Origin of the sequence: Halarcobacter ebronensis (assembly GCF_013201825.1) — a bacterium.
Taxonomy (GTDB): Bacteria; Campylobacterota; Campylobacteria; order Campylobacterales; family Arcobacteraceae; genus Halarcobacter; species Halarcobacter ebronensis.
The window spans coordinates 3,154,558-3,170,683 of the sequence record NZ_CP053836.1; the positions used below are offsets into that span (position 1 = coordinate 3,154,558).

Consider the following 16,126-nt stretch of genomic DNA (forward strand, 5'->3'; position numbering starts at 1 on the left):
AGAGTATGAAAACTTATATTTGGAGTTTGCCAACTAGAATATTCCATATGCTTTTTGCTACTTTTATTCTTTTGGCTTTTGTAACAGATGAGGATAATCTTTTAACCTACCATGCTATTATTGGTTATTCAATTTTTATCCTTCTTGTTTTTCGGGTTGTATGGGGAATGATTGGACCAAAACACTCAAAATTTAGTGATTTTCCTTTTGGAATCAAAAGAGTAAAAGAATTTATCTCAACTATTTTCACCTCACACAAAGAGTATGTGGGACACAATCCAGCAGCTTCATATGTGATGATAGCAATGTTGATAGTTACTTTTTTAACCATAGTAAGTGGTGTTTTAACCTTTGGTATTCAAGAAGGAAAAGGTCTTTTATCTTTTTTAAATAACTCCTATTTTAAAGAGATGAAAGTCTTTAAAGAGATCCACGAAGTTCTATCAACACTTCTTATTGTATTAATTGTTGCCCATCTTGGTGGTATTGTAAGTGATAGAGTTTTAAATAAAAAAACGCAAACTCTAAACTCAATTATTACAGGATACAAAGTTGTTGATAATGAAAAAGGGATAAAAACAGATATTTATCAAAAAATCATAGCTCTTCTCTTTTTCATAATTTTTATCACTTTTTTGATTTTCAGTTTTACAAATCAAAATAATACTCTTTTGGTTTCAAAATATGAACCCATAGATTACAAAAAGCAAAATGAGCTTTTTGTAAGTGAGTGTGCATCGTGCCACACTCTGTATCCCTCCACATACTTTGCCTAAAAAATCATGGGAAATTTTGATGTCAGATTTAAAAAACCACTTTGGTGATGATGCTTCACTTGAAGAAGAGGATAGAAAAAATATTCTATATTTTCTTTTGGAAAACAGTGCTGAAAATAGTACAAAAGAGGTTAGTGTAAAGGTTTTGAACTCTATTGAAAATAAAGATATAATTGCTATAACCCAAACACCTTTTTGGAAAAATGAGCATAAAAATATCAAAAAAGAGGTTTTTGAACATCCACAAGTAAAGAGTAAGGCAAACTGCAAAGCTTGCCATAGTGATATAGAAAAAGGTTTAATTGAAGATGAAAAGATTAAAGATATTAGTAGTTTTATGTAGTCTATTTTTACTAACCCAACTTTTCGCAAGTGACCATAAATATGAACATGAGTATGAGGAGCATAATAGCACCCATATTTACAAAAATCTAGACTACCTACAGTTATCATCACAACAAACAGAAGAGATAAAAAATATTCTAATAAAATATAGGAAAAAGTATGCTCATTACGCACAAAAAAGAGCTAGAAAAGAGAGTAGTTTAAAAGAGCTTTTTAAAAAAGATAGCTTCGATGAGAAAGAGTATGAAGAGGCTTTGGAAGAGATTATAGAGGATGAGATAGAGTTAGAGACAAAAATGCTAAAAAAAATTCACTCTGTCTTAAGCCCTAAACAAAGGGAAAAGTTCTCATACTATCTAAAGGAGTGGAGAGTTGAGTAAAAGTGTTCTTTTAATAGAGGATGATACCCAAATGCAAAGCTTTATTATTGAGTATCTAAAAGAGTATGAGTTTGAGTGCAAAGGGTTTGCAGACCCAAAAGAAGCTTTAAAGGATTTTGAAAAAAATAGTTTAGAGTATGACATTGTGATTTTAGATTTGATGCTTCCAAATATGGATGGATTTGATCTCTTTAAAAGAGTAAAAAAGATTAGAGATATTCCTGTTATTATCTCTTCAGCCAGAGGAGATATAGGAAATAAAATCCATGGTTTTGAGCTTGGAGCTGATGACTATCTAGCTAAGCCCTATGAGCCAAGGGAGCTTGTGCTTAGAATAAACTCTATTTTAAGAAAAAACAGCTCAAATTCTCTAAAAATAGGAGATTTTGAAATTAATAAGGCAAACCATGAGGTCAAACTTGACAATTATCCCATTGAGTTTACAAAAATTGAGTTTGAGATTTTTATTTTTTTGATTGAGAACCTTAATAAAGTCTCATCTAGAGAGCAGATACTTCACGCAACCTCTTTAGATGAAAATACAAAAAACAGAACAATTGATATGCATATCTCCAATATAAGATATAAAATAGGAGATGAGGCAAAAGAGTCAAAGTATATCAAGTCTGTTTGGGGTATTGGTTACAAATTTGTAGGTTAAGATGAGTATTCGAAGAAAAGTATCAATTCTATTTGTAATAAGTCTTATTTTAATGATAACCATAGGTTTATGGATAGATAAAATCAACTCACAAAGAATAGAAAATTTAGTAAAAGACAAGTATCTTAAAATCTCAAATGAGATATTTCTTAGTATTGATGATAAAGAGAATATAGAACAAATATTAAAAAAATATAGACTTCAAAAACTTGATAAACTACAAGATAAAAACTTTAAACCCATATATCAAAAAAAACACACCTTTGGATTTATCCTAATTTTACAAAGCTCTTTTAGGGATGAGTTTATTATTCATATAAAATATTTAGATGATGAATATATTCTAAAAAGCGAAGATGAGAGGAGTCTAAATGAGAAACTAACCCTAAATATCTTAGTCTTTTTAGATATTTTTGTACTTGTTGCTATCTTTTTATATATTTTAAAACTTCTTTCCCCTTTAAAAAAGATTACCAAAGAGATTGATGATTTTTCAAAGGGTAATCTTTCAACTAGAGTAAATATCTCTTCAAAGGATGAGATGGGAGCGCTAGCAAATACCTTTAATACAATGGCAAAAAATCTTGAGGAGTTAATAAAAACTAGAGAGGATTTACTTAGAGATATAGGCCATGAATTAAGAACACCAATAGCAAAGGGAAGGTTTGTAATAGAGAAGTTTGAAGATAGTAATAACAAAGAGCTTTTAAAAAAAATATTTTTGGATTTAGAATCTTTAACAAATGAGTTAATAGAGTTAGAGAGATTAAACTCCTCAAAACTTCAACTATCAACTTTCACGTGTGAAACCCTAATTTTAGAAGCTCTAAATAAACTCTATCTAAAAGAGGAGTCAAATATAGAGATTGATATTATTGATAACTTTAAAATAGAAGCAGATTTGGAGTATCTAGCAATTGCTTTAAAAAATCTAATTGACAATGCCCTTAAATATGCAAACAAATATCCAATAAAAATAGAGAGCTACAAAAATAAAATTGTAGTAAAAAATATGGGGAAAAAACTTTCTAAAGAGATATCTTACTACCTAAAACCCTTTACCCAAGAGAGCTCAAATAGAGATGGATTTGGTCTTGGTCTTAGCATTGTAACTAAGATTTTAAAAAAGCACAATTTTGTCTTAGAATATAGCTATGAAGATGGCACAAATATCTTTGCAATTTGTACAAAATAGCTTTTTGTAATCATTTAATATCCTATTTTAGGAATAATATCTTATGAGTTTTTTATATATGTTTTTATCAGCTTTTTTAGAGAATTTTTTATATAAAGAGATAAATAGACAAACAAATAGAAATTTTCAATCATCTTTGATGTTTCTAATCTCAGCTCCTATTTTGTTTACAATGTATCTATTTATCTATGGCTTTAATATAGATGATTTCTCATTTTTGTATGAGTGGAAGTTTTATCTTCTATCCCTTTTGGAGCTATTAGTATTTTACCTCTATAGGGAGAACTATCACCAAAACTCAAATAACTACACCATGATAAATATGTTTGTATTTTCAACTATTTATCTAATGCCATTATTGGCATTTTTTTATAACCCAATTTTTAATTTTAATAGCTCTTTGGATGTAAAGTATGACTCCTTTTTAGAGGCACTTATTTTTAGTATTACTCTTTTTGTTTTAACTTTGATTTATTATGTGGGGAAAATAAAAAACAAAGAGATAAAAAACCTAAAACTTCTAATTTTATTACTATTTATTTTACTTAATACCATGTATTTCTCAGTTAAAACTGTGCAAACCTACAATGGCTTTTTAGTTTACACTTTTATTCAGATCTTAATAGGTTTTAACTTTTTAGTTTTAAGTAAAAAAGAGGAAAAAAGTATTGAGCTTAAGAGGTTCTTTTTATATTTTTTATGGCCATTTATTTATCTTCTTTTCTTTCTTGCGGCTTCTCTTATCGCAGTTGAGTTTATAGCTATTTTTAAAAGGGTTTCCCAACTAATCTCTGCCATGATTTTAGATAAAAAAGTTATAAAAAAGGATGCTATTTTAATTGTTTCAATTATTTTTGTAACAGTTATATTTTATTTCTATAAGGTTTAGATATGAAGATCTTTCTCTTTACAGATACATTTTATGATACAAATGGTACTTCAACTTTTATTGAAGATATAGCAAGGATGAGTTTGGAATATGGGGTTGATTTAAGGGTATTTTACTCAAATAAAAAAATCCCCTCAACTCTTTATACAAATGTAGCTAGAATAAAAAGAGTAGCAAAAATACCTATGCCCTTTTATCCACAGTTTTCACTTATTTTTCCCGACTACTTCCAAGTGAAAAAAATCCTAAGGGAAGAGATGCCAGATATTATTCACATCTCAACTCCAGGGCCTTTGGGGTTTTGTGCAAGGAGGGCTGCAAAAAAACTTGGTATTAAAATAGCTGGGACTTACCATACAAATCACCCCTCATATATCTATGAAAATACCCAATCAAAATTTTTAGAAAACCTCTCAAAAAAAATCTTATCAAACTTCTACAAAGATTTCTCGCTGGTATTCACACGCTCTAAAGAGAATAAAAAACTAATGAAAAGTGATATTGCAATAAAGAAGAAAAAAATAAAAAAAATTCCAATAGGAATAAATCTACAAAAATTTAAAAACCTACAACAAAGTGAACACTTAGAAAAAATTCAAGATATTAGACAAAAAATAAAATTTTTGTATGTGGGAAGACTAACCGATGAAAAAAATGTAAAGTTTCTAATAGATACTTGGAATGAACTTCTAAGTGAGCACGATTTGGATGCCGCATTAATTATGGTTGGAGGTGGAAAATATCTAAACTACCCTCTTAAAAATGGCTATTACTTAGGGGAGCTAAAAAAAGATGAACTTTTGGGAATCTATCCTTTATGTGATGTTTTTTTATTTCCTTCGATTACGGATACTTTAGGACAAGTTGTAATTGAGGCTCAAATAGTAGGACTTCCTTGCTTAGTTTCAAATATTGGAGGACCAAAAGAGATAGTAAAAAAAGAGCCAAAGAGTGGTTTGGTTAAAAAAATAGATAAGGAAAAATGGAAAAAGGCAATACTAAAACTATATGAGAAAAAAGAGCTAAGAACCTCTTTGTCAAAGGCTGCAAAAAAGAAGAAAAAGCGTTTTGATATTATAAAAAGTTTTGAGTATTTTATAAAAACCCACAAAAAGGTGACTAAGAGAAATTAAGAGATTTTTATATAGGAATAAAGTATAATCCTAATAAAAATTAAGGCTAAAATATGACTGTAACTCTTATGCAAAATAGCTCATTAGAAGTTTGTGCCCATGCGATTAGAACCTGCTGGCAATCTTATGATAAAAGTGATTGTGGGGGACCAAAAGATTTAGAACTTATTGATAGAGTTGGAAATAAATTTAAACACGCTTCTACTTTAGAGCATTTAACTTATACCTTTTTTATTGAAGGAATTAGTAGAGCCCTACTTCAAGAATTAGCTAGACACAGAATGGCTAGTCCATCTGTAAAATCTACAAGATATACTCTAAAAGAGTTAAAAGATGAAGAACCATTTACAACAGATGATAAACAAAGAGCAGAAAAATATCTAGTGATGACAAGCAGTGACTTAGTAAATGAGATGTCTATAAAAGCTTTAGAAAATTTAAGGGAAGTTCTTCAAACAAAAATAGGGAATGATGTGGCTAAATATTGCCTGCCAGAGAGTTATAAAACCTCTCTTACTTGGACAATCAACGCTAGAAGTCTTCAAAACTTTATAGCTTTAAGAAGCTCAAAATCTGCCCTATGGGAGATTAGAGATTTAGCAAATGCTATTTTTGAATCCCTTCCTGAAGATCATAAATATCTATTTGAGTCTTGTGTTTACAATGCTCAAGATGATTTAGAACACTAAGAAAACTAAAAAATGACTGCATTAGAAATAGCTGATATAATAGGGATAATCTCCTTTACTATTAGTGGTTTTCTAATTGCAGTGCATATGAAAATGGATATCTTAGGTATCTTTATCTCTTCTTTTTTAACTGCCTTTGGAGGAGGAATGGTAAGGGATGTAATTGCAAACCAAACCCCATATATTTTTACTAATAATCTTCCAATAATACTTGTAATATCAACTTTAATTTTCTCTATAGTTTTCAAACTTCATAAGATAACTGATTTAGAGGGTAAAACAGCCTTTGTGGTAACTGATACCATTGGACTTGTATCTTTTGCTATAAGTGGGGCTATTATTGCTATAAATGCTGATTTTAATTTTATTGGTATTATCCTTCTTTCGCTTTTAACAGCTATTGGAGGAGGAACCCTAAGGGATATAATTATAAATAGGATTCCAGCAGTTTTAATGAGTGATTTTTATGGGGCAATTGCAATAATTATAGGCTTTATAATTATTGCTTTAGACTACTTTGGACAAGTAAATAAAATCGCCCTTTTAATAACCTTTGCCTTTGGTATAGCCCTTAGACTCTTCGCTTATTATAAAAAGTGGCATTTGCCAACTCTCTCTTAAGACAAAGCCTCTAAAACAGATTCACTAAGAGTTGGGTGAGCAAATATCATTTTAGACAGATCATCCAATGTTAGTTTTGCATTTATTGCAATTAAGAACTGATGTATTAACTCAGTTGCTTCATTTCCAACAATAGAAACCCCTAAAATAGCTTGGGTACTCTCATTATAGATGATTTTGATAAAACCACTATCATCCCCTTTGATTTTTGATTTGGCACTTGATTTAAAAAACACTTTTTTTGTTTTAAATTTTATATCTTGCTCTTTTAAAGAGTTTTCACTCTGCCCAATAGAGGCAACCTGAGGTGAACAAAAGGTAACCGAAGGGAAAATTGCAGTTAAAGGAAGTGCCTCTAGATTTAGAAGTTTGTGGGCAACCCTTTTTGCCTCATAATATGCCACATGGGCTAAGGCTGGGGATTGTATCACATCACCTATTGCATATACTTTTTTATTGCTAAGTGATTGTAAGTTTGTATCCACTTCTACAAAATCTTTGTTAACATTAATATTAGCTTTTTCTAGGTTTAAACCTTTTGTATTTGGAACTCTTCCTATTGAGATTAGAACTTTATCAAACTCTAAAATCTCCTCTTTTTTCCCTAAATCAATTTTTACTTCTACTTTGTCATCTTTTATTTTATAGTCAACTATATTTGCTTTAACATCAACTCTTATTCCATCCCTTTCAAACTCCCTTTTTATAGTTTTTCCAACATCATCATCCTCTATTGGAAGAAGCTTTGATGTAAACTCTACAATATGGGTTTTAACCCCAAAGCAGTTAAAAAATGTTGCAAACTCACACCCAATAGCTCCACCTCCAACAATTAAAATAGACGAAGGGAGTTTATCCAAAGTAAATACCTCTTTTGAAGAGATAATTTTATCCCCATCTATTTTCAGCAAAGGGTGTTCCCTATGCTTTGAGCCAGTTGCAATAATAAACTCTTCACCACTAATCTCTTCATTTCCTACTAAAACTCTTTTTTCATCTATAAAAGAGGCAAACCCATACTTTATCTCTACTTTTGCCTTTTGAAGTTTTTTAAAAATACCACTTTTTGTATCGCAAATAAGTTGACAAGTATTGTTTTTAAGTTTTTGTAAATCAAAACCATTAAACTCAAAATCAACACCACACTCTTTAAAGTATGAAGCTTTTTTTAAATAGATTGCACTTTCCAAAAAATTCTTAGCAGGGATACAGCCCCAGTTTAGGCAAGTGCCACCTAAACTCTCTTCATCTTTATCAATTAGACATACAGATTTTCCACCCTCACCTAAAAGGGTGGCAATCTCATAACCTGCTGGTCCTGCACCAAGTACTACTACATCATACATCATAAACTCCTAATTATTCACCTACATACTCATGGGCTAAATATGAACTTCTTGTGTATGGGCTTGAGTGAACAAACTCAAAGCCCATATCTAGAGCTATTTGTTTGTACTTTTCAAACTGCGAGGGTCTCACATACTCAACTACCTTTTCATACTCATTTGAAGGGGCTAGATATTGCCCAATACTTAAGTAGTCGCAACCAACCTCTCTTAAATCTTTCATAACCTCTATCATCTCTTCTTGGCTCTCACCAAGTCCCACCATCAAAGCAGTTTTTGTCTTAGTCTCCTTTGGAGCCAAAGCTTTTAGCTTTTTTAGAACTTGTAGAGATCTTTTGTAGTTTGCAGCCTTTCTTATTTTATAAAGCCTTGGGACGGTCTCTATATTGTGCCCTAATACAGTTGCCCCGCTATTTGCTACAAGTTTTAAAGAGTCAAGGTTTCCTTGAAAATCTGGGATTAATAGTTCAACTTTAGTATTTGGTAACTCTTTTAAAATATTTTTTGTTACCAAAGAGAACTGTTTTGCGCCCCCATCTTTTAAATCATCCCTTGCTGGACTTGTAATAACCACATATTTAAGCTCCAAGGCTTTAACAGAAGTTGTGACTTGCTCTATCTCTTTTTCATTTACTCCAAGAGGTTTTCCAGTTGCGACATTACAGTAAGAACATCTTCTAGTACAAATGGCACCCAAAATTAAAAAAGTTGCATTTTTTTTAGAGAAACACTCACTAATATTTGGACATTTTGCCTCTTGACAAATAGTGTGAATACCAACATTTTTTAGAAGTTGGTCCATCTGTTTTTGTGCACCAAATTGAAGCTTTTTTCTAAGCCATTGGGGTTTTCTTCCATTTTCACTATTTTTTATATTCTCACGCATTGTCATTACTAATCCTTTTAAATCTCATCTTTTAACAGTTGAAACAAACATCTAACTCTTTTATAGCCCTTGTATCATCTGGTCTGCTAACCCCTAAAGTTTTTGGATACTCTCTGAAAGCTTCTGCATCCTCTTTTGCCAGATTAACAGCATCAATCATTTTTTGGCAAAACTCATCTATGGTCTGTTTGTTTTCTGTCTCTGTTGGCTCAATCATTATTGCTTCTTTTACAATAAGTGGGAAATAAACAGTTGGGGCATGCATTCCAAAATCTAAAAGATATTTTGCAATATCCATAGCTGTAACCTTATGCTCTTTTGCTAAGGTTTTAGCTGATAGTACACACTCATGCATACACATGGTATCAAATGGCATATCAAAATAATCTTTTAGTTTTACTCTTATGTAGTTTGCATTTAGAACAGCTTTAGAACTTGCATTTTTCATCCCATTTCCACCTAAGACTGTCATATAAACCAAGGCTCGTAAAGATATTCCATAGTTTCCAAAAAATGGTGAGATTTTTCCTATACTATTGCTTCCACCATTTGTAAACTCATACTTTCCATCTACTTTTTTTACTCCTAAATCAGGTAAAAATGGTTTTAGTTTCTCATTTACTCCAACTGGACCTGAACCTGGACCACCACCACCATGGGGTGTTGCAAAGGTTTTATGAACATTTATATGTATTACATCAAAACCAATATCTCCAGGTCTTGCAACTCCCATAATTGCATTCATATTTGCCCCATCATAATACATCATAGCACCATATTCATGGGCTAAAGTACATATCTCTTTGATTTTTTTATTATATATTCCCAAAGTATTTGGAACAGTTAGCATAACAGCTGCAACCTCATCACTCATTTTTGCTTTAAACTCTTCAAAATCCATAGCACCATTTTCATCTGATTTTATGGTAATTACCTCATATCCAACCATTGCTGCTGTAGCTGGATTTGTTCCATGAGAAGAGTCTGGAACTATTACATATTTTCTTTTATCGTTTCTGCTTTCATGATATTTGTGAATCATCATAATTCCAAGCATCTCTCCATGGGCTCCAGCTTGTGGAGTGGTTGTAAAGGCACTCATACCTGTAACTGCACAAAGTTTTTGCTCCAATAAATCAACAACTTCTAAAGTCCCTTGAACCTCTTCACCCATTTGATTTGTAACCAAGTGGGGATGCAAAGATATAAAACCATCAAGTCCTGCTACCTTTTCAGCTATTTTAGGGTTGTATTTCATAGTACAAGAGCCAAGGGGATAAAAGTTTTTATCAATAGCAAAATTTTTACTTGACAAATTTGTAAAGTGTCTTACCACATCAAATTCACTAAGCTCTGGAAGTTGTGCTTTTTGTTCCCTTTTAAACTCTTTTGGAATTTCAAGCCTTGGAACATCAAGTTTAGGCAAAGCTATACCTTTTCGTCCATTTTGGCTTTTATCAAAGATTGTTAAAACACTCATGCCTCACCTCCTAAAACTTCAATCAAATTCTCTACATAGTTATCCATTTGCTCTTTTGTTCTTTTCTCAGTAACACTTACTAAAATAGCGTTTTCAAACCCTTCAAAAAGATTTCCTAGATTTATTCCTGCATATATTCCTCTGCTACTCATAGCCTCTAAAATATCACTTGCATCACAAGGGGTTTTTATAACAAACTCACTAAAAGTAGTTGAGCTGTTAAAAATTTCCACCCCTTTTATCTTGGATAGATTTTCTTTTAGGTATTCACTTTTACTATGGCAAGAGTTTGCTAACTCTACAAAGCCCTCTTTCCCTAAAAGTGAAAGGTAGATTGTACTTCTTAAAGCCAATAGGTTTTGATTTGAGCAAATATTTGAGGTGGCTCTGTGTCTTCTAATATGTTGTTCTCTAGCTTGCATAGTTAAAACAAACATCTCTTTGCCATCCCTATCAACAGTCTTACCAATAATTCTTCCAGGCAAATCTCTTATATACTCTTGTTTTGTAGCAATTAGTCCAAAAGATGGCCCACCAAAACTAAGGTAGTTTCCTAAGCACTGTCCATCTGCTGTTACTATATCAACTCCCATTGACGAAGGCTCTTTTAAAACCCCTAAAGATACTGCATATACTGAACTAACTGCTAAGGCACCTTTTTCATGTAGTTTTTCAATGATTTTTTCAAAACTAGCAATTGAACCTAAGAAGTTTGGATTTTGGAAAAGATATCCAGCTACACTATCATCTATTTTTGACTCAATTGTTTCAAAATCACTAATATCTCCTTTTAAATCAACAATTTCTACTTCGATTTCTCTAAAGCTAAGGTAGGTTTGTACAACTTTTATATAGGTTGGATTTACTCCTGCATCTATTAGGATTTTGTTCTTTTTACTAATTCTAACAGCCATAAGAGCAGCTTCAGCCAAAGCTGTTGCCCCATCATACATGGAAGCATTTGAGACATCCATCCCTGTTAGTTTGCAAACCAAACTTTGATACTCATATAGAACTTGCAAGGTTCCTTGAGAGGCTTCCGCTTGATAGGGGGTATAGGCTGTATAAAACTCTGCTCTACTTGATAGGGCATCAACAGCACTAGGAACTATATGGTCATAATAACCACCACCTAAAAATATTGTTTTATCTGTAACATTTTTTGAAGCCAATGCTTTAAACTTCTCAAAAGTAGTGTACTCATCTAAACCATCTTCTATATCTAGGCTATCAACCCTTAAGTTACTTGGAACTGAACTAAAAAGCTCCTCTTCGCTTTTTATTCCAATGGTTTGAAGCATTAACTCTATTTCATCTTTTGTATGGGGAGTATATGGCATCTTTAGCTCCTAAAGAGATTGGATATATTCATTATAAGCCTCTTCATCCATAAGGCTTTCTAGTTCACTCTCATCTGTTATTGTCATTTTATAAATCCAATTTTTATATGGATCTTGATTAAGAAGTTCAGGCTTATCAAGTAAGGCTTCATTTACTTCAATGATGGTTCCAGACATAGGAGTATAAATATCACTTGCAGCTTTTACTGATTCAATAAAAGCAACACTATCTTCAGCACTTACTTCACTATCAAGCTCTGGCAATTCAAAAAAAGTAATATCTCCTAACTGTTCAATTGCATACGCTGAGATACCAACAGTTCCAATCTCACCATCAACTTCAATCCACTCATGTTCAACACTAAACTTCTTCATATTTTTTCCTTCTAATATTTTTATTTTTTTATAAATGGCAAAGATGCTTTATTTGCTTCTATTGCTCCTCTACTGTCTCTTAATTCAAATGCTTTTTCTTCATCAAACTTATCAAGCTCAACCATAACCAAACCAATACCAACACTTAATATGGGAGAAAAAGCAGCAGAGGTTACAAAACCAATTTTTTTACCATCCTGATAAGCTTCAAAATCTTTTCTAGCACTTCTTCTTGAAGTTGTTTTAAAAGGGATTAATAATCTTTTTAAGCCCTCTTCTTTTTGTTGTTTTAAAGCTTTAGCTCCAACAAAATCCCTGCTTAGATTTAAAAAGAAACCTAAATTTGCTTCCAAAGGAGTTATACTTTCAGTTAAATCGTTTCCATATAGGCTATATCCCATCTCAAGTCTCAAAGCATCCCTAGCTCCAAGACCTGCAGGTTTAACTCCATTTTCTAATAGTGCATCCCAAACTTTTAAAGCTGTTTTATCACTAACATATAGTTCAAAGCCTAGCTCCCCTGTATAACCTGTACGGCTTAGCGTACACTCTTCATCAAAAATTTTTGTGTTTACAAAAGAGAAAAAAGCTAAATCATCAAGGTTGATATCAAAATATTTTTGTAAGGTTTTTTTTGAGTTTGGACCTTGGATATCAAGCTTTGCTATATCCTTTGATCTGTCATCTAAACTTCCAGTTTTAAGTCTGCTTGTTAGGGTTTTAAAATCTATTGCAGCCCTTGAAGCATTTACTACAATCATAAGTTCATCATCACTTAATCTATAGATTATCAAATCATCTATAACCCCACCCTCTTCATTTAACAAAAAACCATATTTGCATTTGCCAATTTTAAGGGAGAATATATCTATTGAGGTTGATTCATTTATCCCTGAGGTTTGTATATCCCCTTTAAAAAAAAACTCTCCCATATGGGAAGTATCAAAAACTGCCACATCATCTCTGCAATATCCATGCTCAGCTATAATCCCATCAAACTGTATGGGCATCTCCCATCCAGCAAAGGGAACCATTTTGCATTTTAGCTCTTGCTGTTTCTCAAAAAGCGGTGTTCTTTGTAGGTTTTCCATCTCAATCCTTTTTATACCTCTTTTAAAATTTTTATAACTATATTTTAAAAAAGAAAAGGGGCAGAAAAGTATCAAAAAGTTTTTTGTTTAGAATTTAGTTGATTAATTTATACCCAGCTCCATAAATATTCTCTATGGTATCTTTTGGAAGTTTTTTTCTAAGTCGTTTAATTATATCTTTTAGTTTTGAGCTATGTTCTAACTCTATAATATCATCCCAGAGATATAGGGCTATCTCATCACTTGAAAAAACTCTATTTTTTTTAGAAACTAAAAGTTCAAAGAACAGAATCTCATATTTTGTAAGTTTAATCTCTTTTTCATTTTCATAGATTTTTTTCTCATCTTTATCCCAAATAAGTCCATTTTTAAATTCAACTTTTGAACCACTCTTATTAAGCTCTTTAAACTGTTTTGTTGCTTCATTCAAAGCCTCTTTTAGATGCAATCTGGAAATTGGTTTTGGAAGATATTTTGTTAGGTTTAATTCAGCTGCAAAAAGAAGTTTATCTTGCTCTAAATGTGCTGTTAGGATTATTATCCTTGTTGTTTTGTCTTGCTCTCTTATTTGTTTAGTTAACTCTAAACCATTTAGTCCTGGCATATTTATATCAAGAAGCAAAATATTTGGTTTATGTTTTTTATAAATTTGCAAAGCATCTAAACCATTTGAAGCCACATAAACCTCTTTAAAATATCTTTTTAGATATCTTTCGTAGTTTTCCCTAGTTTCAACTTCATCTTCAGCATATAAAAGAGTTAAACTATTCATTACTATCCTTTGATAAAAGAATAGAAAACTTTGCACCAGGCCCAATATTTTCAACTTTTAACTTTCCATGCATACTCTTTTCAACTATCATCTTAGCCATACAAAGTCCATGACCTGTACCTTGGGAGTGTGGTTTAGTTGTAAAATATGGATCAAAGATTTTTTCAAATAACTCACTAGGTATTCCTCCCCCATTATCACTTATTTCCAAATATGCCTTGTTGTCAACTTCACCTATAAAAATATTAATTTTTGGTTTTTCAATATTATTATCAACTAAAACATCTTTTGCATTATTTAAAATTACTAAAATTGCTTGAACAAACTCTTTTTTCACTCCAATTACTCTAAAATCTTTTTCTATTTCAAATTTACACTCAATCTGTTTTGATTCAAGTAGTTTATAAACCAAAGCAAAAGCGTTGTCAAAAGCATCTTTTATGGAGAAACTTTCTTTTTCTTCATTTGGTTGCAAATAGTTATTAAAACTCTCAATTGTATCTGACATATAAAAGGTTAGTTTTTCTATCTCATTTAGATGCTCTTCTAATCTTTTATCATCTAACTTTTTATCCTCAAAATCTGCTTCAATATTTGCAACAACTGAGTTTATTTGAGATAATGGTTGTTTCCATTGGTGTGCTATGTGAGCTAAAGTCTCACCAACGGCTGCTAGTTTTGATTGGGCTATTAGAAGTTTATCTTTCTCTCTTAGTTCATTTAGCTGTTTATTAACCTCTTTTTCTAATCTTTTGTTATAACTGATTTTAGAGAGAATAAAAAATAGTAAAGCTAAAGTAATAAGCAGAAAAAGAAAAATATATTGCTGATTTTCTAAAGCCTGTTCAAACATTTTTTTGTCTAGTTTATCACTTTTTGTAAAGCTTCTACGATAGCTTTAGATTCTAGTTCTTTAATTCTTTTTTCCAAAGATTCAACACTCTCATTTTCATCAAGAGTAAGTTTCTTTTGCAAAATATATTCACCCTCATCATAGTTTTCATTTACAAAATGAATAGTACATCCAGAAATCTTCTCTTTTGCCTCTATTACAGCTTTATGCACATTTGTTCCATACATCCCTTTTCCACCAAATTTGGGCAAAAGTGCAGGATGGGAATTTATAATTCTATTTTTATAAGTTGTTATTAGTTTTGTCTCTAATTTTTTCATATATCCAGAGAGAAAAATATAATCCACTTTAAACTCTTTCATCATAAGAGTTATTCTCTCATCTAAGCTTTCATTTGGATATTTTTTTGCATTTATTACATAGTTTGGGATATTTTTTTGAAAAGCTTTTTCTAAAACATTAGCCTCACTATTATTTGAAATTACAAGTACCACTTGCGCATCTAAACTTTTTTCTTCACAAGCTTTATAAATGGTTTCAAAACCACTTCCATTGTGTGAAGCCAATATTCCAACTCTTTTCATCATTTTCCCTATATTTTTATGGAAGAAATTATAACAATTTTTAGCCAAAAAAGACTATTTTAGTCTTTGGGAGTGAGTAATGGCAATTGCTATTGCATCAGTAATATCCAAAGGTTTTATCTCTTTTTTTATTCCTAAAAGTCTTTTTACCATAAAAGCTACTTGCTCTTTTTGAGCTTTTCCATTTCCTGTTACTGCTTGTTTTACTTGAAGTGGAGTATACTCAGAAAAGTTTCCAAACTCTTGTAAAACTTTTAGTGAAATAGCTCCTCTAAATTGTGCAAGTTTTATTACAGTTTTTGGATTAAAAGCATAAAACATATCTTCTATTGCAACTTCATCTATTTTATACTTTTTAAATATCATATCAAGCCCTTCACACATCTCAACAATCTGCTCTTGAAGGATTTTTGTTTTTATTTTAATCAACCCAGCTTCAACTAATTTCACACTATTCCCCGTCTTTTCAACAATAGCATAACCACAATTTCTTGTTCCTGGGTCTATTCCTAATATTTTCAACTTTTCACATTTCCTAATTTTTTGTTATTCACCTAATGAAACTTCCAAATAATGGTAAAGTTTTCATAAATATTCACTTAAGAGAAAAAAGTTTTTCACATATTAAAAAATTTTTTTTCACCTGTGAATAACATTTAATCTTTATTTGGCTATAATCTACCAATTTATATATAAAGAGTGCGTATTTA

19 protein-coding genes are annotated in these 16,126 nt (G+C 31.3%); 9 read left to right on the forward strand and 10 right to left on the reverse strand.

Translation table 11 applies throughout. The features are described 5' to 3' along the window. The first annotated feature begins 5 nt into the window (after positions 1-5). The 9 genes from AEBR_RS15365 to AEBR_RS15405 are packed head-to-tail and all read left to right on the forward strand — an operon-like array spanning position 6 to position 6,689. Entirely contained in the window at positions 6-776 is a 771-nt protein-coding gene (locus AEBR_RS15365; protein WP_129085887.1) for a cytochrome b/b6 domain-containing protein, read from the forward strand. A 19-nt stretch (positions 777-795) separates the two neighbouring features. Continuing rightward, positions 796-1,119 (forward strand): diheme cytochrome c, encoded by a 324-nt coding sequence (locus AEBR_RS15370; RefSeq protein ID WP_237682621.1) that lies wholly within the window; start codon positions 796-798, stop codon positions 1,117-1,119. Continuing rightward, on the forward strand, positions 1,085-1,501 hold the full coding sequence (locus AEBR_RS15375) for a Spy/CpxP family protein refolding chaperone (RefSeq protein WP_129085889.1): 417 nt from the start codon (positions 1,085-1,087) through the stop codon (positions 1,499-1,501). The genes AEBR_RS15370 and AEBR_RS15375 overlap by 35 nt, the downstream gene beginning before the upstream one ends. Continuing rightward, the gene (locus tag AEBR_RS15380) at positions 1,494-2,162 is read left to right on the forward strand and encodes a response regulator transcription factor (protein WP_129085890.1); all 669 of its coding nucleotides are present in this window, start codon (positions 1,494-1,496) and stop codon (positions 2,160-2,162) included. Before AEBR_RS15375 ends, AEBR_RS15380 begins: the two co-directional genes overlap by 8 nt. Before the next feature lies 1 nt (position 2,163). Next, positions 2,164-3,357, forward strand: a complete 1,194-nt coding sequence (locus tag AEBR_RS15385; protein WP_129085891.1) for an ArsS family sensor histidine kinase — start codon at positions 2,164-2,166, stop codon at positions 3,355-3,357. A 43-nt stretch (positions 3,358-3,400) separates the two neighbouring features. Continuing rightward, the gene (locus AEBR_RS15390; protein ID WP_129085892.1) at positions 3,401-4,246 is read left to right on the forward strand and encodes a hypothetical protein; all 846 of its coding nucleotides are present in this window, start codon (positions 3,401-3,403) and stop codon (positions 4,244-4,246) included. A gap of 2 nt (positions 4,247-4,248) precedes the next feature. Beyond that, on the forward strand, positions 4,249-5,379 hold the full coding sequence (locus AEBR_RS15395; RefSeq protein WP_129085893.1) for a glycosyltransferase: 1,131 nt from the start codon (positions 4,249-4,251) through the stop codon (positions 5,377-5,379). A gap of 53 nt (positions 5,380-5,432) precedes the next feature. Continuing rightward, positions 5,433-6,068 carry an FAD-dependent thymidylate synthase gene (gene thyX, locus AEBR_RS15400; RefSeq protein ID WP_129085894.1) on the forward strand — a complete coding sequence of 212 codons (636 nt, stop codon included), beginning with the start codon at positions 5,433-5,435 and terminating at the stop codon, positions 6,066-6,068. A 12-nt stretch (positions 6,069-6,080) separates the two neighbouring features. Beyond that, on the forward strand, positions 6,081-6,689 hold the full coding sequence (locus AEBR_RS15405) for a trimeric intracellular cation channel family protein (protein ID WP_129085895.1): 609 nt from the start codon (positions 6,081-6,083) through the stop codon (positions 6,687-6,689). On the opposite strand, the gene lpdA is transcribed toward AEBR_RS15405, so the two are convergent. From lpdA to ruvC, 10 genes are all read right to left on the reverse strand, one after another. Continuing rightward, a complete protein-coding gene (gene lpdA / locus AEBR_RS15410) occupies positions 6,686-8,035 on the reverse strand; it encodes a dihydrolipoyl dehydrogenase (RefSeq protein ID WP_164969429.1) in 1,350 nt (449 codons plus the stop codon). The genes AEBR_RS15405 and lpdA overlap by 4 nt on opposite strands. Before the next feature lie 13 nt (positions 8,036-8,048). Next, entirely contained in the window at positions 8,049-8,927 is an 879-nt protein-coding gene (gene lipA, locus AEBR_RS15415; RefSeq protein WP_228712107.1) for a lipoyl synthase, read from the reverse strand. 25 nt (positions 8,928-8,952) lie between these two features. Continuing rightward, positions 8,953-10,401 carry an aminomethyl-transferring glycine dehydrogenase subunit GcvPB gene (gene gcvPB, locus AEBR_RS15420; RefSeq protein WP_129085897.1) on the reverse strand — a complete coding sequence of 483 codons (1,449 nt, stop codon included), beginning with the start codon at positions 10,399-10,401 and terminating at the stop codon, positions 8,953-8,955. Further along, complete coding sequence (gene gcvPA, locus AEBR_RS15425) at positions 10,398-11,741, reverse strand: aminomethyl-transferring glycine dehydrogenase subunit GcvPA (protein WP_129085898.1); 1,344 nt, start codon at positions 11,739-11,741, stop codon at positions 10,398-10,400. The genes gcvPB and gcvPA overlap by 4 nt, the downstream gene beginning before the upstream one ends. A gap of 9 nt (positions 11,742-11,750) precedes the next feature. Further along, complete coding sequence (gcvH, locus tag AEBR_RS15430; protein ID WP_129085899.1) at positions 11,751-12,116, reverse strand: glycine cleavage system protein GcvH; 366 nt, start codon at positions 12,114-12,116, stop codon at positions 11,751-11,753. Between the two features lie 20 nt (positions 12,117-12,136). Then, positions 12,137-13,207 (reverse strand): glycine cleavage system aminomethyltransferase GcvT, encoded by a 1,071-nt coding sequence (gene gcvT, locus AEBR_RS15435; RefSeq protein ID WP_129085900.1) that lies wholly within the window; start codon positions 13,205-13,207, stop codon positions 12,137-12,139. Between the two features lie 94 nt (positions 13,208-13,301). Beyond that, positions 13,302-13,979 (reverse strand): response regulator transcription factor, encoded by a 678-nt coding sequence (locus AEBR_RS15440; RefSeq protein ID WP_129085901.1) that lies wholly within the window; start codon positions 13,977-13,979, stop codon positions 13,302-13,304. Beyond that, positions 13,972-14,832: a sensor histidine kinase gene (locus AEBR_RS15445; RefSeq protein WP_129085902.1), complete on the reverse strand. Its 861-nt coding sequence runs from the start codon at positions 14,830-14,832 to the stop codon at positions 13,972-13,974. Before AEBR_RS15445 ends, AEBR_RS15440 begins: the two co-directional genes overlap by 8 nt. 8 nt (positions 14,833-14,840) lie before the next feature. Then, positions 14,841-15,416 carry a phosphoribosylglycinamide formyltransferase gene (purN, locus tag AEBR_RS15450; protein ID WP_129085903.1) on the reverse strand — a complete coding sequence of 192 codons (576 nt, stop codon included), beginning with the start codon at positions 15,414-15,416 and terminating at the stop codon, positions 14,841-14,843. A gap of 54 nt (positions 15,417-15,470) precedes the next feature. Then, on the reverse strand, positions 15,471-15,938 hold the full coding sequence (gene ruvC, locus AEBR_RS15455; protein ID WP_129085904.1) for a crossover junction endodeoxyribonuclease RuvC: 468 nt from the start codon (positions 15,936-15,938) through the stop codon (positions 15,471-15,473). Between the last annotated feature and the right edge of the window lie 188 nt (positions 15,939-16,126).